We start from the raw sequence: 19,324 nt of genomic DNA, 5'->3' as shown, positions 1-19,324 counted from the left end.
GACGCGTAAATCAGGTCAATCTGGCAGCATCAGAGATACTTACCCAGTAGGGTGATCCCTTCGGTCAACTGTTCTTCTGAAAGTGACCCATAGCTCAGTCTGAGACCGTTGACAGGTTGATCGATGCTATAAGTGTCGGGAGGGATGATGCTGACGCCTTTGACTTTTAGTTTGTCCAATACCTCAGTCCAGTTGATATCTTTTTCCGGGGTCAGCCAGAAGGCAAGTCCGCCTTCAGGAAGTGTATAACTCACTTTATCACCTATTTGTTTTTCCAGCAGTGCTGCAGTGAAGTCTCTTTTGGCTTTGTAGTGATGGGTGGCTTTTCTGATATGCCTTTTTATAGTGCCGTCTTTGATCAGTTGCAGTACGGCCTGTTCCATGATTGTATCTCCCTGTACATCGATGATCTTTCGCAGTGTTCCTACTTTTTCGATCAATTCCGGATTATTGCTGACGAGATAGCCGATGCGTAATGCAGGGGCTACGACTTTACTCATGGTGCCGATATAGATATAGTTCTTCAGTTCAGGGAAACTGGAAATCGGGAGGACAGGGCGGTATCCGAAGCAGAATTCATTGTCATAGTCGTCTTCAATGATAGTGAATCCGTATTCGTTGGATAATTTCACCAGTTCCAGTCTTCGTTGCAGGCTGAGGGTCACGGTCGTGGGATATTGCCGGTGCGGCGTGGTATAGATCGCTTTGATCTTTTTACGGGCCTGCAGGTGAGCGATCACTTCCTCTATGATCAGTCCGTCTTTGTCCACGCTGACAGGCAGGAGTTTGGCTCCTGCGTTTGCTACTGTTTGCCAGGCGGGTTTATAGCCCGGATTTTCTACCATTACATAATCTCCTTTTTCTATCAGGCATTGGGTGGCCAGGTACATGGCCATCTGACTGCCCCTTGTAATGCATATAGCGTGTTCATGGGTGTCTAGTCCTCTCTGTTGGTTCAGCATCTGGACAATAGCTTTCCGGAAGTCGGTATCGCCATATTCATCGCCATAACCCATCATCTGCCAGCGGGCTTTCTGGTTGAAGATCTGGCGGTAGGCTCTGGCGAGTTCGGTGATAGGTGCGATTTTACTGTCTGGATGGCCGTCGTCGAAATTGATATGATGACCTTGTGCTTTTGCTGATTTCTCTGCCGGCGGGTGGTTACTGTCTTTTTTCGGGATAAGGGCTGGGAGTACTGCAGATACGAAGATGCCTTTGCGTTCGCGGGATACGACCCATTCTTCATTGATCAGTACGTTGAATGCTTCTACTACGGTGTTTCTGTTGACATGTAGTAGTTGCGCGAGGTTTCTGCTGCCGGGGAGGGCATCGCCGGCTTTTAGTCGGCCGGAGTGAATGTCTTTGATAATCGCGTCGGCGATCTGGAGGTAGATTGCTTTGTCGGCGGTAGTGTCGAGTTGTATTTCTAATTGCCAGGGTCTTAGCATCTGGACTAGTTGTTTTTGTGAAAACTGTATCAGATTGATGGGCCAAATGTACGGTAGTTTTGTGGAAGAGTTTGTCTTTGCTGTGGATTGATAGTTGTTTTTAAGGGTGGTGGAGGGAGTTTGGGGTGGCTGCTTTTGCTGTGGTTCAGATACCTAGCGGACTGACGCCCGTTTTTAAGAGGATTGGGCGGTGGGAGTTGGGCTGTGCGGTGGAGACTTTGGGGGAGGGTAGCTGGATGCAGGGGACGGGCTAAGGTCCGCGTAGGCATCTGAAACCGCAGCAAAAGCGCCTAAGGTGGGCGGTAGGGTGGTTGAGGGTAATTGGGAGGGGGAGTGTGAGAGCGAATGATGGGAGTGAATGATGGGAGCGATTTTAGGGAGCGAATTATGGCAGTGAGTTATCGGGGCGAGTTATGGGAGCGAATGGAGGGGGAGAGTTATGGGAGCGAATTATAAGGCGAATGATGAAGGTGAATTATTTAAACATCATATCTAAATTTTAAAATTAAGTAAAATGGGAAAAGCAGTTTTTTATCATGCGGGTTGTCCGGTTTGTGTGAGTGCTGAACAGGATATTTTGCAATTAATACTGGCTGAGCAGGTAGAGGTGGTGCATCTGGGTACAGAGAAGGGAAAAGTGAAGGATGCTGATGCGGCTGGTGTGAAATCTGTACCGGCATTGGTGCTGGCGAACGGGAATGTGCTGCATATTAACTTTGGTGCATCTATAGATGATCTGAAGTAAGTATTATCTGTGTGTTGCAGGCGGAGCGGTCCTTCATGATGAGGGGCCGCTTTGTCGTGTTGGGGCAGGTTGGATTGACAGGAATGTGATGGTAATCATCGCGGTTATTGCTGGACGGGTTGAAGGAAGCAGTGGTGGAGAAAAGGGAAAAACAGGCATTAAAAAGGGAAAATCTGTCATGGTCGTTGCGGATAGGTACAATTATATTTGTTGTAAATATCCGGCGAGATAATGGCTAACGGTGTTCTTATCAGGATGGGCATATGCCGGCGTCTGTCAGGAGTCATTAAAAAGTTAGTATCATGTTAAAATTTAGATTAAGCAGTAAAATTTTGATCACCAGTGTGCTGTTTCTCGTATTTAATAGTGGAGTGTTTGCGCAGGAGATCAATTTCACAAATGGTAGCTGGAAGGAAGTGACTGCGCAGGCTGCTAAAAGCGGTAAACTCATATTTGTAGATGTCAATACGACCTGGTGTGGTCCCTGCAGGTTGCTGAAGTCGACTACATTTAAGGATGAAGGTGTTGCTACCTATTTTAATCAGCATTTTATCAGTTATAGTGTAGATGCGGAAAAAGGAGAAGGGGAGACCCTGGCAGAGCAATGGAAGGTAAGGGCGTATCCCACTCTATTACTAGTGAATGCGGAGGGAAAGATTGTATCCCGGCAGATCGGATATGTGAACGCAGATCGATTACTGGGCTGGGGTAAGGAAAGTGCAGTACAACGACCAGTGGCTGCAAAGTAAAAACCGGATGGTCTGAAAATTTTTGGATTTAAAAAGTTAAAAAGATGAAAACATTGATCAGGCAGATGGGTAGTTATTTTTTCCTGTTATTTTTTGCTCCTTTTATGGCATGTGCGCAGTCACATCCGGATATCAGCAAAAGCGGGACTTTTAAAGAAATGGAAAAGGCCGGGGAGGCAAAACATACGGGTAACAAGGCCGATACCGCTACCTTTGCGGCGGGTTGCTTCTGGTGTGTGGAAGAGCAGTTTAAACAGCTGGAAGGTGTCATTAGTGTGGAGTCTGGTTTTACAGGTGGTAAAGTGCCTAATCCGAGTTATGAACTGGTATGTACGGGTACAACAGGGCATGCGGAGGCATGTAATATCGTCTACGACCCATCGAAGATATCTTATGATGAATTACTTGCGGCTTTCTTTGTAGCGCATAATCCTACTACGTTGAACCGCCAGGGAAATGATGAAGGTACCCAGTACCGCTCAGCTATCTTCTATCATAATGAAGAACAGCACAAACTGGCACAGTATTATATCAAAAGGCTGGATGATGAAAAGGCGTATGATGACCCGATCGTAACGGAAGTGACTCCATATAAGCAATTCTACAAAGCGGAGGATTATCACCAGAACTATTACGCATCCAATTCAAAGGCGCCGTATTGTCAGTTCGTGATCAAACCTAAGAGAGACAAGTTTAGAGCGGCTTTCAAGGGAAAATTAAAACAGGAATGATGTTTGATTAAATCATATAAACATGAAAGCAGGATTTATCATTGTATTCGTTTCCCTGCTGCTATCAGCCTGTCAGGGGAATGCACAAAAGAAGAAAGATATGAACAAGGAAAACAACCCATACTACTCACGTACTGACACGAGCCATCTGAATGTAAGCAATGCAGAATGGAAGAAGATTCTGCCTTCGGATCTCTATAACGTATCCAGGGAGCAGGGTACTGAGCGCGCCTTTACCGGTGAATACTGGGATAGTGAAGCGAAAGGTACTTACTACTGTGCGGTGTGCGGTAATAAACTGTTCAGATCTGATGCGAAATTTGCAAGCAGTTGTGGCTGGCCGAGTTTCTTTGAACCAGTGCGGGAGAACAGCGTGATCTATAAGGATGATAACTCGTATGGTATGCATCGTATCGAAGTAGAGTGTGCCAGATGTAACTCTCACCTGGGGCATATCTTTGATGACGGTCCCGCACCCACGTATAAAAGGTTTTGTATGAACTCCGTATCATTGGACTTTGATCCGGATGTGAAGTAAGGTGAATATTTGTGTTAAGGCCGGCATGTGAATGCCGGCTTTTTTGTTATATCTAATCCATTGTTCTAAGACGTACTATACCATATGAAGGAATTGTTATATCCCCACAGGTCCTGTGAATGTTTATGCAGAGAAGTTACAACCCTCTGTCGGATTTCGTAAACAGGCGATTAAAGTTATCAGCACTATCGTGTTATTTCTGATAACCTACCTGATTTTACTGGCTGCATCTGTAGCTTTTGCTGTATTGTGTTGTTATATAGGGTGTTGGCTGGCAACTAAGGTACCAGGCGTTATGACTATTATCGCGGGGCTTGGTCTGCTCGTGCTGGGCGGTGCTGTTGTATTCTTCATGGTAAAGTTCGTTTTTACTGTTTCCAAAGATGAAAAAGAGGCAAGAGTGGAGACGAACGAGACGAATACCCGGTTTCCCAAGAAAATATATCTTTCTCAGGATGTAAATGCCTGTGTATTTTATCATTCCAGTTTCTGGAGCATGTTTCCTGCCTATTCCGAAGAACCTTGAAATAGGATTGGGACTGGTCAACAATATCAATATCGCGTGATGCAAAACGTATGCCGGCGAATGAACTGATGGAAGCTGTTTATAAAACTGTCCGGGAAAAACTGGATGAGCAGGAATAGGTCGAAGTTATGTTCCTTATTGCATGTTTAGCTTTTCTGCTACTGTTATCGCTGATAGTACGGCTCCTTCCATATAACCAGGATGTAAGGCGGCTGTTTCTGTGCCGCAGAAATAGAACCTGTTGTTCAGATATGCTTCGTGTAGCACCGGATGACCGTTGTACTGGTGTGGCCGGAAATCGGGTGAATTGCTGTAGAGCAGGTCTTCATCCACCCATACTTTGTCATAGTAGGCCGTCATACGCAGGACATCCTCTCCCAGGAGATCCTGCAGCTGTTTTATTACATATACTTTTCTTTCTTCCTGGCTATAAACAGCGGTAGCGCCGTTCAGGAAACCTGTAAATCCAAATCTGTTTTCTGTTGCATTTGTATGATCATACATTTCGGAGATGATGCCGGTATGGCTGAACAACATGCCGGAAAAGCCTTTTTTCCGCCAGAATGGAGATTCGAATTCCAGGACGAATTTTATAGCGCCGGCCATCCAGGTTTGTACACGATGTAGTATCGATCGGACATCTTCTGGCAGCGCAGGAGAGAATTCTATCAATGATACCGCCGTCTTAGGGGGCATACAACTTATCACAATATCAGCCTCGAATTCATTCCCATTTTCTGTTATTATGAGCAGGTTTTCCGGCCTTTCTTTTATTGCCGTGACCTTTGTATTTAATAACAGCCGATCTGCCGGTATTTGGGTCTGTAATGTTTTTATGAGTTGTTCCGTTCCTCCGGTTATTCTGTAAGAAGGCGCTTCGCCTGCTGGTATAAAGAACTGTTGCGGTGGTTCAAATGATTTGGTTAGAAACAGGGAAATACCTTCGGAGAATTGCGGGAACTTTTGCAGATGCAGTTCCTGTAATAGTGCTATCATTTGTGGATGCTGGTCGGAGAACCAGGTGGCGCCCAGCTCCAGTGGAGTGCCTGCTACGCCTATCTGCGTATGGATCCTGCCTCCGGGTCTGTCAGCAGCTTCCAGTATGGTTGCGTTAATTCCTTTCTTCTTTAATGTATAGGCCAGGGTAAGACCACTGAGTCCGGCTCCGATAATGACAATCCTTTTATCCGTTTTCATCTTGTAAAGATGTACAATCGTAGTTGGTTTAGTATTGTACTTACCGGAGAATTCATGGTAATTATCGGCAAATTATGGTCAGGGTGAGGGATCTTTGTAATTTAGAATTGAATATCTACCATATGGCTAAGGAGAAGGCAAATATTATCAGTGAATATCATCTGCATCAGCACCAACCTCAAAAACCGCAATTTGCCATTCATGATCTGCAAGAATATTTGCAGCAGCATCATGGTAATGCCTCCAGACCGCATATACACAGTTTTTATCAGATTATCTGGTTTCAGTCTGGTAACGGCAAACACTTTGTTGATTTCCAGGAATATGAGGTGTTTGATAATGCGATATTCTTCATTGCAATGAATCAGGTCCATTATTTTGACAGTAGCAGTGATTATAAGGGGATGCTGATCCATTTTAATGAATCTTTTCTAGTGCAGGATAGTAATGAGGTGGCCTATTTTCTGAAATGCAGTCTGTTCAATAATCCTTATCGGCAGCCATCCTGTTGTATAGGCAAGGGCATTGAAACCGTATTGGAAAGCTATATACAACAGATCCGCCGTGAGCTGGAAGATGGAGAGGAGTTTGGCCGGGAAGAGTTATTGAAGATCTACCTGAAGGCGTTCCTGGTACAGGTACAGCGCCGGAAGAATGCTTTTGAGCAGACGGAAGGAAAGACGCCGTTTATGGTAGACGAGAAAAGGTTGCAACTGGTGCAGTTTGTGAATTTTATTGACGATAATTATATGAAGGGGCTATCGGTGGCAGAGTATGCCCGGCTGATGCATATCTCTTCCAGGACTTTATCTGACCTGACCAGTCAGCTGCTGAATAAAACGCCCTCATTAATGATCCAGGAGCGGATTATCCTGGAGGCGAAACGTTTGTTGCTTCATTCCAGTCTTAATATCAACCAGATTGGTTACAGACTGGGTTTTGATGATCCTTCTTATTTTGTCAAGTATTTTAAGAAACATACGATTATTTCTCCGTCGGAGTTCAGGAAGGCTGTTTCCTGAATTTACCACTTGTTTTCCCGTCTGTCCATTTTCAGAAGGCGTGTGAAGTCAGAATTTTGCCTTGTAAATATTTTACTTTTTACAAGGCAAAAAGCATATTAAAAATGAAAGAAGCATTAATAGCAGGAGGTACCACAGGCATGGGCAGGGCAACCGCAGAGTTATTGCTTAACCAGGGAATCAGTGTGGCTATATTGGCGAGAAACAGATGGCCGGCAGGAATTAGTAGGACTGAGAAAAAAAGCTTTTGTCAGATAGTTAAGTGAAAGAGGCTGCTCAATATGTTGAGACAGCCTCTTTTAATATTATTTGTTGTGCAATCTGAAGAAGGCAAACTGCGCGTTTTCGTTTTTATTGCCGCTGTATTGCAGACCCAGTCGTGGACTTCTGTCCCATTGCGCTAAAGATCCTGTTGCTAAGCCGGTAGCCAGCGGTATCCAGGTAGCGTCGTCCGTTTGATAAAAGAACTCGCAGTTGCTGCCGCCAGACATGGCTATTTTCAGTCCGATAGCGGAGGACGGCACAGCGGCTGCCTTTATGGTGATACGTTGTTTGTTTTCAGTTTTCCAGACTTTTACACTGTCTCCTTCTACACCGATACCAATGGCGGCGTTTGCGTCCCCATAGATGACCAGTCCCTTGAGGGCTTTGTTGTGATTCGTTACGCTGGTGGACATTTCAAAGTTATCGGCAGTTGGTCTTACTGTCAGTACGATACCGGCTGGATTTTCTTTTGTTGCTACACCTGATAAGCGAAGCGTTCCTTTCTGTTGTTGTATGGAAGGGGTAGAGTGGCGGAAGTCCCATTGCCAGTATTTCTCTGTTTTTTTTCCATCAAACGGATCGTAAAGATCTACCGGTGTTGTTGTGCTGATATCGACTGTTTTCAGTGCGGGCCAGCCAGAAGGTGTTTGCCAGGATAACCGGGAGAGGAGTGCTTCTCGCCCTGTGAACACGGTGCTTTTCTTATTGTACGCATGGTGCAGGTAGTAGGTCTGATTATCATCAGCGGTAACGAAGGTACCGTGTCCCATACATTTCCAGCTGTCGTTTTCACTGAGGACAGGGTTGCCTGTAAAGTATTCATAAGGGCCTTTGAAGCTGGTGGAGCGGGCGACGTTTACAGAATAGGTACATCCACCGCCGCAGCAATTGCCGGCAGAGTAAAAGAGATAATAATAATTATCTTTTTTCAGGATGCTTTGTCCTTCCATGCCTGCGCGGTTATCATCTTTCAGTAAGGTGAATGCTTCGCCTTCCGTTTTCAGTCCGTCGGCAGACAATTTATACCCAAGTATTTCAATGGGTCTGTTTTCCAGTCCGTATGCCTTAAATGTGATATATCGTTGGCCATTGTCATCGTAGATAAAAGCATCGATGGCTTCTTTTCCATGTTCGATGATGACGCCATGGTCAATAAATCCATGATCGGGGTAGCGGGATGTTGCGACACCGATAAAGGATTGGTTGTCCGACTTTCGTCTGGCGGTATAATACATGTAATAGGTGTCGCCTATTTGATAATATTCCGGCGCCCAGAAGGAGCCTACTGTCCAATCCGGTGCTTTGTCAAACACGTAGCCTGTCTGTCGCCAGTCTTTCAGGTTAGACGACTTGTAGACAGGATAATAAGGCGCCCATTCTGAGGAGGTACCTGTTGCATAGTAGACGCTGTCGACTTTTATGATGGATGGATCTGCCAGGTCGCCTGCGATAACAGGGCCTGTTGTGGACTGAGCGTGGAGCGTGGCACACATTGACAGACAAACAAACGAAAGCAGTAGAGCAAGATACTTTTTAGTCCGATACATGTGGTTCTGGTTAATGAATATGAAAATGTGGAATCAGGTTGTTTCCGGCTGATTAAGGGGAATAAAGTTAAAATTAAAAATGAGGAATTTATGCTGATTTTGTGGAGGATGTCTATTAAAAAAGCACAGCTGGCGTTATAATTTATAGCGCCGGCTGTGCTCAGGAGATATTATATGTGTGATTGTTATATGTTGTGATTACTGCTTAATCCTGGCATATTTTTGTCCGCATAATTCGATGCAGAATCCGTTCAGTGTCAGGGTATCAGCGTCTAGTTTTCGTATGATGTATCTCATCGTATCTTTTGGGGTACCATTATGTTGGTATACAAATATTACACTGTCGAATGGTCGTACGTAATTGTAGTTGGTACCGACTTTGAAGGCATTGTAATCATGTCTGTAATAATCTCCCGTCATACTGCCATTTGCGTTAAGTGTCATCTCTTTCTCTCCCGTAGTGGGCGTCCAGAGGATTGGTTGGTCGTCATTGATATAATCATAGGTTGCGACCAGTTTCCATCGGCCTACGAGGGCTTTGAATTCGTCGGGAACAGGGGAAAGATGGTCGTCTTTCTTACAGGTAACAAAAAGCAGCGCGATGGCACATGTCAATAAGCTTATACGTTTCATAAGGTTGGGTTTAAGGCAGATCGGGTCTGCATTTGATGATGCAAGATAGGAAATGCTCCAGTCTGGTTAAAATTAAAGAAATGTAAATGAAGTGCCGTTGTATCATTATTGAAAATCATATACTTATACAGGCTGTGCTATATGTTTTTTTTGTTTATTTTGATTCGTATCTCTATCTTTAAATAATCCGTAGAGAGCCTGCGAATGTTTACTGTAGCTATGTTATAGCTGTTACATCCAGATTAAGCCATTAAGAGAATATATCCTTATTTATGCAAAAGATAATTGTACTAGACGACAATGAAGGCATCCTTGAGGCTGTGTCGTTGGTGCTAAGGAGAAAACAAATGGAGGTAATTGCTCTGCGGGATCCCGCTGACCTGGAAAAGAATATCGCCTTACATCAACCTGTTTTACTGCTCATGGATATTTTTCTCGGCGGTTATGATGGACGTAAGATCTGTCGCCGGCTAAAGGAGAGTCAATTATCTGATCAATTATGGGTGATTTTATTTTCTGCGCAGACTTATTCGAAAGATTCTGTAGTGGAGAGTGGGGCTGATGCTGTGTTGAATAAGCCGTTTTCCTTAAAGACCTTATATAGTGTCATCGATAATATGTTGAGCAAGCAGCATTGAGGCTGCAAAAGTGGGCAATAAAAAACCGGAGAAGGTTTCTCCGGCTTAAACCACTTTATTTATTCTGTCACCATGTCTGGTTGTCCGACATTTCTTTTTATGACGTCTTCGGCTATACTGATCAGCAATCTGGCATAATTGTAGCCAAATGGCTTTAAGCCATAGATGAAGCATTTATTGTCTTTTACCTCCACATTCACATCTCCTGCATTCAACATGGTGTTAAACAATTCGACACCTATTACCTGTTCTATCGTGCCTGCCTCTTCGGATTCCAAAATATATTTGTGATTAAAGGCCGGTACTGTTTTCACTTTAACAGAATTCGGGAAATACAGGTTCAGGAATTTATCACCCTGTGTATTTGCCCTGATAATAAAATCGGGCATTGGCTGATCGAACTTTACGTAGATACCTGCGTACTTCACTGTGGTATCAGCAGGAAGTGTCAGATCTGCCTGTGAGGGTGTTGTCGTGGTTTTGTGTGAATTGCGGTACTTTACAAAGTAAACCCGTTGTAAAAAGCTGGTGAATTTCCAGGCATAAGTCACTCTGAAATGCTCACTTCTGTGGAGTGAAGAAAATTGACTTAGATCGATTTCTTTCAGCGACTCTTTAGTCAGCGGGAAATCTTTTTTCAGTTCAGCGAGTATTTCTTTCTCCTGCTTTGCGTCTTCAGCCATGTTAAACCTTATTAACGATATTGATTATTTTAGATTGTTGCACCTGACAACTGCTGCTTGTAGATGGTTTTTCTGCATGCATTGTCCTTATCCGGGGATTCCCGGTTATTATTCCTCTGCTGAATAACGTTGAGCGCCGGTTGCGGATAGAAAGCGTGCCGCGGTACCGGTTGGTCGATTTTTAAAGAGTGATGTGTGTATGATGATTGTAGCTGTTGAGGACAGCCCAGTCATCGCAGCCAGATTACTCATAGTATAGTTCATGGGCATAAATATACTAACTCTTACAGTATTGTTCCAAGAATATGGTAGGAATGGGAGTTGGTGGAGTGAGTAATTGGTATATTTAAGTGTATGATTTTTATGTTTTTGTGCCATTTGGGGGTGGTTGGAAGGTGTGGTGTTATAAATCTATCTTTTCTTTGGTAGTGCTTATTTATTTGATTGAATATTAACATTTTTGTGGTGTTTTTTTGTCTTTGGTGTGTTAGGTTGACTGTGTCAGGTAAATAAGGGGGGCTTGTGATGAAAGCCGTTTTAAGGGGGATTAAGTTGTATCTTTGCGCCCGATTTTACATGTTCGCTGCGGTTTCAGGCCGCTGATTGATGTCTGTCAGGGGGAGGGACGTTGGGATACGCTGCGGTTCCACATGATGCCGCGGACTTTTTGGTGGTAGGGAGGGACGTGGGGGATACGCTGCGGTTTCAGATGATGCCGCGGACTGACGCCCGTTAAGTAGGTGGATTGGGCGGTTGGTGAAGGACTGTGGGTTGAGGCTTTGCTGGGGCTTTAGCTTTGTGCAGGGGACGGGCTAAGGTCCGCTTTATCATCTGAAAGCCTTCGCTTATTCCCGCGGTCAGTATGGGTAATGGAGGGGTGACGATTTAGGAGTGTAGGTGGAGATTGATGATAATTGATCTGGATTGATGGGGATGATGAATATTGGGGATTGGTGGTGGAGGATGAAGATTGGATTTGTGAGGGGGGATGAATATCGGGGATCGAGGGAGAGGCAGGAGATTATTGATAATTACAGCGTTTATTTAATAGTATGATAAGTCCAATTGAGATTACGATACCGGTTCAGCAACTGATAGACCGGATTGGGGCAGCATATATGCATGAGATGATTCCTGTACAGCCTGATCCGGCGGCAAAGGCAGGGCACTGTTATGTTAATGTACAGCAGAAAATGGCTAAAGATGGTGGAAACCTGGTGTATGGCTGGGCGGTATGGTTGGGTGATTTTATCTGTGAGGGAGAGCACCATGCTGTGTGGGAGGATGAAGATGGGCATCTGATTGATGTTACGCCGCATCTCGGAGCACCGGAACAACTGTTGTTTATTCCTGATGACAGGTATGCCTATGAAGGGAAGTATATCAGTAATGTGAGAGTGGGTATTGGTAGTAATCCCCTGATAGAACATTTCATCCTGTTATCTGAGATGAAGGACTTTCTGAGGCAGTTTTCTACACGTGTGGATGATGATAACATTCACTTCAATACCTATACGGGTAATGTGTATAATCACTATAATACCTTGTGTGATAATATAGAACTTTACATAAGAGAAGGCGGTAAGTCTGGTACACCGTGTTATTGTAAGAGTTCGAAGCCTTACAGTCAATGTCATGGCAAGAACCTTTTGTCTGCGATGGAAAATGACAGGAAGAATGTTACAAAAGTAAATAGCTGATCACATCTAATGTAATCATGATGCATACATTTGCCGAACAGGTTATTGCATTCAACAGTCATCTGCATTATACGGGTATACTGCCTCCCGGCATCCGGATCATGAATCCGTTTCGTGAACAGCCGCAGGTAATGGATATTATGCGGCAATTTTACCGTAAATATTATGGCGATCATCATCAACGCCGTATGATAATGGGAATTAATCCTGGCAGACTGGGATCCGGAGCAACAGGTATTCCTTTTACTGATACAAAGCGGTTGACAGAGGTGCTTGATATTGGTATTGAAGGGGTGAAGACGCATGAACCTTCCTCGGTGTTTGTGTATGATGTTATCAGTGCTTACGGCGGACCAACAGCCTTTTATAAGGATTTTTATTTTGCTTCTGTTTCTCCGCTGGGATTTACATCTGTGAAAGCGGACGGTTCGGAGGTTAATTATAACTACTACGATAGCAAAGCCCTGACAAATGCGGTGTATGACTTTATGGTGAGCAGTATCCGTGAACAACTGGCTTTTGGTATTGATACAGATGTGTGTTATTGTTTTGGAACGGGAAAGAATGCTGCTTTCCTGCAACAACTGAATGCCAAGGAACAGTTTTTTAAAACGATTGTTCCGTTGGAACATCCACGGTTTGTTATGCAGTACCGGCTGAAGCGTAAAGAAGAATATATTACCAAATACCTGGAAGCTTTTGCTGCCTATAGTAAATAAAGCGTAAGTGATACATAGATATACCAGCAGGGGCCACTGATACAATTGTATCAGTGGCCCCTGCTGGTATATCTATGTATGATAGTTGAGTGATTAAGGTCGGGTGAACAGAATACCCTCGCTTTTCCCTGCGTCGGAATTAAGGATAATCTGGTGTACTTTGGCGCCGTCGTTGATCTGCATGGAGGCTGTGTTAGGCGGAATTGATCCCAGGTTTTCCGCGTGCATGACGAGGTAGTTCTTTTTATGTATCAAGGGTACAACAATCTTCGCACCGGCTTTTGATACCACCAATCCTTTTATGATCCATTCACCATTCAGGTTAAGCGAGATAATGTCCCCATCTTCTTTTTGGGCATCGTTTATAAAGACGTCGACGTGATCACCATTTACCTGGATCGTCTTTGTGAAATCAACTTTCCTGCCTTGTAGTATGGTGGGTTGTGCATGTTTTTTCCGGAAACGGATATCAAAGAGGAAATTATTTTCATCAAAATCGCCTACAAAATGAATCAGACTGCCTTTTCGTTGCCAGTAACCTTTTTTATTACAGGTATAGGAGAGGTATTCATAATCTTCGGGCAGATACCAGGCATAAGATAAGCGGCTGTTGATACTACGGGTGACTTCCTTGTCGTCCATTATACGGATGCCATAAGAACCAGGGTATTTTACAGATTTGGCGCTGTCTGTTTTGTAGATGATGGTATCCCCTTTAAACGTGAGGTTGTTGGCCAGTTCTTTTTCTTCTATATAAGAAAAACCGCCTGTAGGGAATTTAATCTGTACTTCTCCATTATTCATAACTGTATCTACGGGGGCCGGAGAGAAATACAGGAACTTCCGGGCTTTGTCCTGTGCGGTCAGGAGCAGGGCAATACTGTCAAAGCTGGTGGTTTTTAGCTGACTGAATACGACTGCCTGTTTAAGGCCGGCATCCGGTACGAGAATAATACTGTTGAAGTTGCTTTTAGACCATTCGTCCCGCTTTTTCCTTAATACTTTCTCAAAAGTCGCCATTATTGTTTCGTTCATGGATGGGGCTTGGGCAGATAGTATATCGGGTATCAGCAGGCAAAAAGCTAACAGGGATGCATAGATAAGGCGCATAATAATTTCAAAGGTTTTAGGGAGCCGCAAAGATAGTTAATGCGCAAAATGTCAGAGGAAATATTATGCGGAAAGCGATCATCCGGTAATGTCAATGCCGGATGATCGTATTGATGGCATTATAGCCCGGTAGTAGTACACCAGAATGTGTTAGGAGGAATGGTGACAGCCTGCATTTTCTTTTCGGCGGTTTCACTCAGTCGTGCGATCTTCAATTTACTGATGTTCAGTTTTTTCTTTGTTTTCTTTTTCATGGACGGTTATTTAGGAGGAAATAAATGCCTACTCTTTTTTAAAGGTTTTCGGCTATCCCTTGGTGAAAAAAGGTGCGTTGTAAGCAATCAGCGGGGCCATATTACAGGTTAAATACAGTGGCTAACGGGTTATTAAATTTACTGCTTTTTATGCGGTAATCCCTCCCTGCGTGCTATTTATATACCATAAGTTATCTTGTGGATAAAGCAACCTTATCTACTTTTTCCTGTACACGTTGCACGTGTCTTAGCGCCAAGGATTTTTTCCAGTAAATGACCGCCTGGGCTGAGTCTCCTTTTTCCATGTAATAATCGCCCATGCTATCATAGGTATTGTAGCTTGCCGGGAAATATGCGATGTTGAGCTCAAAGAACATTTGTGATTTTGCGTAATTCTTTATGGATAAATGGTGGTAGCCCAAACTATTGAATTCCCATTCGTATGGAAGCACATTGTATCCCATTTCTTTGCTGAGTGTTTTGTAGTGTGTGGTAATCAGTGCGCGTAATGAGTCTGTATTTCCTGACTTATCCGGGTAGAGGTAAGTGGGAAACCAGTAAGCGCGGAAGATTGTCCGCAGACCGTCGTACTGGGCAATCAGCGGAATGGAATTGTGGTAGTCGTTGGGGTAATAGTTATAGGCCCAGTTGAGATGATTGCGGGGATGTTGTTTGAGTTTACTGGCCAGTTGCAGGATGGCGCTGGTATGTATGGAGCCCATCGTGTTATCTTTTTTTACCTGAATGGTATCAAGGCTTGCATTCATTGTATGGGCAATGGCCAGATAGAAACGTTTGTTGTTGAAGTCCTGGTGTTCCAGTAAACTGTCGAGGGCCTGAAGGATGCGGCTATCATTCCAGGAAATGCTCGGATCTGAGGCGATATAGGCGTTAAACAGGGACGGATGATGGAGGAGGGTATTAATAACCATCAGTCCTCCCAGGGAATGACCGGAATAGACCCTGTAAGGGGCGGTAGGATATTTATTATCAATATAGGGGATGAGTTCTTTTTCGATGAAGGCGGTAAACTGTTCACCGCCACCAGAACCGGGCATTTTAGGATCAACAGTAGGAGTAAGGTCGTGCATACGATTACCGTTTGTACTGGCGATGCCAACGATGATCATTTGCGGGAGGGCAGTAACGCCGTTCTCGCTCATTTGCCGGATTATGGTCTGGAGGTAGGAGAAATGAGCGTCCCCATCCAATACATATAGTACCGGGTAGGCTGCTTTTGCAAAGAAACTGGTGTCACTATTGGGGCTATAGATCCAAAGCTCCCTTTTTTCTTTGAGAATGTCAGAGTAAATGCTGTCGGGTTGTCCGAAAGAAACCAGCTGCTTAGGCGTTTGGGCGGATGCTATTAATGGTAGCAGGAGGACGAGGAGGAATAGTTGTCTCATGAGGCTTTTTAAGCAACAATGTCGGCAGATTATCAGATTCCCGGGTGAATATGTGATGTAAGTGCAGGTAAATGGGACAGAAGATGGCCGTTTAAGAATGACCGTTGGTATAGTATAGTTGACAGCTCGTCAATCAGGGTTGCCAGGTTGTGTGTGAATGACTAATTTAATGGGCGATTAGTCCTGTTTTTTAGGCTTGTAAATCATGTTTCTGATGGCGGAGCATAGACGTCTTTCCCGGAGAACTTTCCTGCGTAATACCGGTATGTCCGGAGTCGCTTTAACAATCGGGCTTTGCTGGCCTGCATTGGGAAGAAATGGTAGTAAAATTATCAGTGCCAGCGAGGTAGCCCATGCGGTGACGGAATTGATGTACTGGATATCAATTGACAGTACAGGGAGGGTGACCATCTGTAATCACCGTTCGGAGATGGGACAGGGTACCTGGCAGGCGATACCACAAATCATTGCAGAAGAACTGGAAGTAAGTATGGATCAGGTATCTGTACGTTCGCCGGCGGCTGATCCTAAAAAGTATGGTCCGCAGCCGCAGGAAGGTAGTTTTTCCATTCGTGGCTGGTATCAGCAGTTATTACGCGTTGGCGCTTCCGCCCGGGAGATGCTGATTCAGGCCGCTGCGCAACAATGGAAGGTGGAGGTAAAGGCGTGTTATGCAGAGAATGGACAGGTGATACATCGTGCAACGGGGAGAGCGTTAGGGTATGGGCAGCTGGTAAAAGCGGCTTCACAGTTGACTCCACCAGCGGATGTTACATTAAAAGCCCGTAAGGATTATAAAATCATAGGTAAACCTTTGCATAGGAATGATACCCTGCTGAAAACGAATGGCAGCGCCATATTTGGTATGGATAAAAAGTTGCCGGGGATGTTGTATGCAGTGGTGGAACGTAATCCACGGTTCAGGGGAAAAGTAAAAAGTTTTAATGATACAGCTGTAAGGGCGGTACATGGTGTAACGCATGTGCTGAAAGTAAAGCGGGATGTGTTCGGATTATTGTTTGAAGGCGTAGCTGTTGTGGCCAATTCTTCCTGGGCAGCCATGCAGGGGCGGAAAATGTTGAAGGTGGAATGGGATGATGAAGGATTTGAGCACCTTGATTCTGAGCAGTTGTATACAAGGATGCGGGAAGATCTGTATAAGCTGCCGCCATCGGCTGCTTTTGATATTGCATTAAAGGAAACGAGTGCCGGTTTTGAAGCCATTTATGAAGCGCCGTATCAATCGCATAGCTGTATGGAGCCTGTGAATTGTACGGCAGACGTAAAGGAGAATAGTATAACAATCTGGGGGCCGATACAGGAAGCGAACTGGATACAGGCTAGTCTGAGTGAACACTTGCATATTCCCGTTGAAAATGTTCATGTACATATGACGTTTTTAGGCGGTGGTTTCGGGCGTAAAGCATTTACAGACTATCCGCTGGAAGCGGCGCTTATATCAAAGGAAATAAAGGCGCCGGTGCAGTTGCTTTGTACGAGAGAAGATGACATGACGATGGGGCCTTTTCGTGCCGGTGCGGTGTACCGGTGCAGGGGAGGTGTGACAATGGATAAAAAGATTGGCGCATTACAGATTGTTTCTGCTTCGCAATATATAGGGCCTGGGCAGTTGCAGGATTCGACACCGGAGGCGTTACCAGTTAATGGTGGAAATTCGGCTGGGCTGGCGGAAGATTACTATAAAACGATACCACATTATAGTTTTGGAGGGATCTCTACCCGGTCGCCAATACCAACTATGTGGTGGCGTGCACCTGGCGCAAATGTGGATTTATTTGCCAGTGAGAGTTTTATCGATGAACTGGCGCATCTTGCCCAGGAGGACCCTCTGGTATTCAGGAAACGACATCTTAATTCTGCGCGTTATCAGGCGATGATCGATCAACTGGCTGCCTTCAGCAAGTGGAATACACGGGAACGGAACGCAGGTTGGGGCGTCGCTATTACGGAATGTTTTGGTAGTCGGGTAGGACAGGTCGTGAAGGTGTCTTATGCCAAAGATAAGGGTGTTAAGATTGATAAGGTGTTTGCTGTTATAGATTGTGGCTGGTATGTCAATCCTGATATCATCCGGGCGCAGGTAGAGGGAAGTATTGTTATGGGCCTGGGAGCGGCAGTACATCATGCGACTCATTTTAAAGTAGGAAAGGCTGTTGAGAAGAACTTCAATACTTATCCTATGCCGCGTATTTATGAGGTGCCTGCAATAGCCGTACATATTATGGAGAATAATGAAAATCCGGGAGGTGTAGGTGAACCAGGTTTGCCGGCTTTTGCGCCTGCATTATGTAATGCGATTTTTGATCTTACAGGAAAGAGGATCCGTAAGTTGCCTTTTGCACTGGAAGAGGTTTAAGTATTCATCCGCTTCATCTATGGAAGTTGGTTAACCTATTGTCAGACGAGCATCAATACAAAGAGATCAATTATGAAATTTATAACTACCGGCATAGCGGCACTGCTATGCTCCTTATTGCCCTTGACAAAGAGTGGCCCGACTATGCACATCCAACATGCTTATACTGTGGATTCGCTGGGTGCTTGTCAGGGAGTGTCTAATCAGCAGGGGAAATATTTTCTGTATGGGGATCGTGAAGTTGGCGTAATCAGAGAGTACAGACTGCAGGGAGACAGCCTTGTTTATGCCAACAAAGAGATGAAGCTGACACTACATGATACGGATGTCATCAATCATCCTACAGGTTTTGCTTATCATGAAGGGGCGCCTTTCTTTATCGGAAACAGTATCCGGCTGAATAAGGAAGGCAGCCGCTGGCGTGCAGTGATTTACTGTGTGGATTGGGAAGGGTTACAGCGGACGGGTACACTGGATGGTAATCTGATTAATACAATCGAGGATGACGCCTGTATTCAGGGTACAAGGCCGGAATATGTGGAATATAATAAGAAGTGGTATATTGCTACAGCAGATTATGGAGATAAAGGTAATGAGGTACGGTTGTACGATCATGCTGCGTTAAAGAACGCAAGACGAACGTCAGATAAAGGGGTATTGTATAAGAAATATACCTGTACGGCATGGGTACAGAATGTTCACTGGATGCCGGAGCAAGGGTGGTTGGTATTGATACAGAACCAGATAGAAGGACGGAAATGGCGGTTTACATACGTGGATCTCGCGGAGAGCATTGCAATGGGTAAACAGAAAGTGGTGAAAGTAGTGGATATTGACAATAGGGAGGATGAATTAGAAGGATTTACTTTTATGCCTGGCGCCGGTAAAGGAAGCGGGATTGCAGTAACTTCTTCAAGGAAGGAAAATGTAAATATCATGCATATCGGATGGAAATAATCAGGTAAGATATACGAATAAAAGAGGCTGCGTAAACGTATATTACGCAGCCTCTTTATTTAAGCATATTAACAATCAAG

At 44.6% G+C, this 19,324-nt stretch carries 19 protein-coding genes; 11 read left to right on the top strand and 8 right to left on the bottom strand.

From position 1 onward, the window contains the following. Nucleotides 1–29: 29 nt before the first annotated feature. Nucleotides 30–1,448: a MocR-like pyridoxine biosynthesis transcription factor PdxR gene (gene pdxR, locus CPIN_RS29935; RefSeq protein ID WP_012793630.1), complete on the bottom strand. Its 1,419-nt coding sequence runs from the start codon at nt 1,446–1,448 to the stop codon at nt 30–32. A gap of 514 nt (nt 1,449–1,962) precedes the next feature. Between pdxR and CPIN_RS29930 the strand changes: the two genes are divergently transcribed. The 5 genes from CPIN_RS29930 (at nt 1,963) to CPIN_RS38805 (ending at nt 4,737) form a co-directional block, all read left to right on the top strand. Beyond that, nucleotides 1,963–2,193, top strand: coding sequence for a thioredoxin domain-containing protein (locus CPIN_RS29930; RefSeq protein ID WP_012793629.1), 231 nt, complete (start codon nt 1,963–1,965; stop codon nt 2,191–2,193). A gap of 302 nt (nt 2,194–2,495) precedes the next feature. After that, nucleotides 2,496–2,942, top strand: coding sequence for a thioredoxin family protein (locus CPIN_RS29925; RefSeq protein WP_012793628.1), 447 nt, complete (start codon nt 2,496–2,498; stop codon nt 2,940–2,942). 44 nt (nt 2,943–2,986) lie between these two features. Then, a complete protein-coding gene (gene msrA, locus CPIN_RS29920; protein ID WP_012793627.1) occupies nt 2,987–3,673 on the top strand; it encodes a peptide-methionine (S)-S-oxide reductase MsrA in 687 nt (228 codons plus the stop codon). Between the two features lie 22 nt (nt 3,674–3,695). Beyond that, nucleotides 3,696–4,211 (top strand): peptide-methionine (R)-S-oxide reductase MsrB, encoded by a 516-nt coding sequence (gene msrB, locus CPIN_RS29915; RefSeq protein ID WP_012793626.1) that lies wholly within the window; start codon nt 3,696–3,698, stop codon nt 4,209–4,211. Nucleotides 4,212–4,506: 295 nt separating this feature from the next. Further along, nucleotides 4,507–4,737: a hypothetical protein gene (locus CPIN_RS38805; RefSeq protein WP_148230673.1), complete on the top strand. Its 231-nt coding sequence runs from the start codon at nt 4,507–4,509 to the stop codon at nt 4,735–4,737. Nucleotides 4,738–4,872: 135 nt separating this feature from the next. On the opposite strand, the gene CPIN_RS29905 is transcribed toward CPIN_RS38805, so the two are convergent. Next, nucleotides 4,873–5,934 carry a flavin monoamine oxidase family protein gene (locus tag CPIN_RS29905; protein WP_012793624.1) on the bottom strand — a complete coding sequence of 354 codons (1,062 nt, stop codon included), beginning with the start codon at nt 5,932–5,934 and terminating at the stop codon, nt 4,873–4,875. A 122-nt stretch (nt 5,935–6,056) separates the two neighbouring features. Between CPIN_RS29905 and CPIN_RS29900 the strand changes: the two genes are divergently transcribed. Then, nucleotides 6,057–6,956, top strand: a complete 900-nt coding sequence (locus CPIN_RS29900) for an AraC family transcriptional regulator (protein ID WP_044220016.1) — start codon at nt 6,057–6,059, stop codon at nt 6,954–6,956. A 305-nt stretch (nt 6,957–7,261) separates the two neighbouring features. Here CPIN_RS29900 and CPIN_RS29895 read toward each other — a convergent pair whose 3' ends face one another. Together CPIN_RS29895 and CPIN_RS29890 are read right to left on the bottom strand one after the other, a co-directional pair. Then, a complete protein-coding gene (locus tag CPIN_RS29895) occupies nt 7,262–8,767 on the bottom strand; it encodes a family 43 glycosylhydrolase (RefSeq protein WP_012793621.1) in 1,506 nt (501 codons plus the stop codon). Nucleotides 8,768–8,965: 198 nt separating this feature from the next. After that, nucleotides 8,966–9,400, bottom strand: coding sequence for a lipocalin-like domain-containing protein (locus CPIN_RS29890; protein ID WP_012793620.1), 435 nt, complete (start codon nt 9,398–9,400; stop codon nt 8,966–8,968). Between the two features lie 272 nt (nt 9,401–9,672). Here CPIN_RS29890 and CPIN_RS29885 point away from each other — a divergent pair, with 272 nt between their 5' ends. Then, complete coding sequence (locus tag CPIN_RS29885; protein WP_012793619.1) at nt 9,673–10,038, top strand: response regulator; 366 nt, start codon at nt 9,673–9,675, stop codon at nt 10,036–10,038. A 59-nt stretch (nt 10,039–10,097) separates the two neighbouring features. Here the strand turns inward: CPIN_RS29885 and CPIN_RS29880 are convergent, their stop codons facing one another. After that, complete coding sequence (locus tag CPIN_RS29880; RefSeq protein ID WP_012793618.1) at nt 10,098–10,721, bottom strand: hypothetical protein; 624 nt, start codon at nt 10,719–10,721, stop codon at nt 10,098–10,100. A gap of 1,052 nt (nt 10,722–11,773) precedes the next feature. On the opposite strand from CPIN_RS29880, the gene CPIN_RS29875 reads away from it, so the two are divergent. Together CPIN_RS29875 and CPIN_RS29870 are read left to right on the top strand one after the other, a co-directional pair. Beyond that, nucleotides 11,774–12,421: a hypothetical protein gene (locus CPIN_RS29875; RefSeq protein WP_012793617.1), complete on the top strand. Its 648-nt coding sequence runs from the start codon at nt 11,774–11,776 to the stop codon at nt 12,419–12,421. Between the two features lie 17 nt (nt 12,422–12,438). Continuing rightward, nucleotides 12,439–13,140, top strand: coding sequence for an SMUG2 DNA glycosylase family protein (locus CPIN_RS29870; protein WP_012793616.1), 702 nt, complete (start codon nt 12,439–12,441; stop codon nt 13,138–13,140). Between the two features lie 93 nt (nt 13,141–13,233). Here the strand turns inward: CPIN_RS29870 and CPIN_RS29865 are convergent, their stop codons facing one another. The 3 genes from CPIN_RS29865 to CPIN_RS29860 all read right to left on the bottom strand — a co-directional run bounded on the left by CPIN_RS29865 (nt 13,234) and on the right by CPIN_RS29860 (nt 15,910). Next, nucleotides 13,234–14,175: a hypothetical protein gene (locus CPIN_RS29865; RefSeq protein ID WP_148230672.1), complete on the bottom strand. Its 942-nt coding sequence runs from the start codon at nt 14,173–14,175 to the stop codon at nt 13,234–13,236. Nucleotides 14,176–14,369: 194 nt separating this feature from the next. Further along, nucleotides 14,370–14,504 carry a hypothetical protein gene (locus CPIN_RS39505; RefSeq protein ID WP_012793614.1) on the bottom strand — a complete coding sequence of 45 codons (135 nt, stop codon included), beginning with the start codon at nt 14,502–14,504 and terminating at the stop codon, nt 14,370–14,372. Between the two features lie 191 nt (nt 14,505–14,695). Then, complete coding sequence (locus CPIN_RS29860; protein ID WP_012793613.1) at nt 14,696–15,910, bottom strand: alpha/beta hydrolase-fold protein; 1,215 nt, start codon at nt 15,908–15,910, stop codon at nt 14,696–14,698. 214 nt (nt 15,911–16,124) lie between these two features. Here CPIN_RS29860 and CPIN_RS29855 point away from each other — a divergent pair, with 214 nt between their 5' ends. Both CPIN_RS29855 and CPIN_RS29850 read left to right on the top strand, forming a co-directional pair. Continuing rightward, nucleotides 16,125–18,287, top strand: a complete 2,163-nt coding sequence (locus CPIN_RS29855) for a xanthine dehydrogenase family protein molybdopterin-binding subunit (protein ID WP_012793612.1) — start codon at nt 16,125–16,127, stop codon at nt 18,285–18,287. 72 nt (nt 18,288–18,359) lie between these two features. After that, a complete protein-coding gene (locus CPIN_RS29850) occupies nt 18,360–19,244 on the top strand; it encodes a hypothetical protein (RefSeq protein WP_012793611.1) in 885 nt (294 codons plus the stop codon). Nucleotides 19,245–19,324 lie beyond the last annotated feature (80 nt).

Source organism: Chitinophaga pinensis DSM 2588, assembly GCF_000024005.1.
Lineage (GTDB): Bacteria > Bacteroidota > Bacteroidia > Chitinophagales > Chitinophagaceae > Chitinophaga > Chitinophaga pinensis.
The sequence above is the reverse complement of the archived record's forward strand: the minus strand, read 5'-3'. Positions and strand labels throughout refer to the sequence as shown.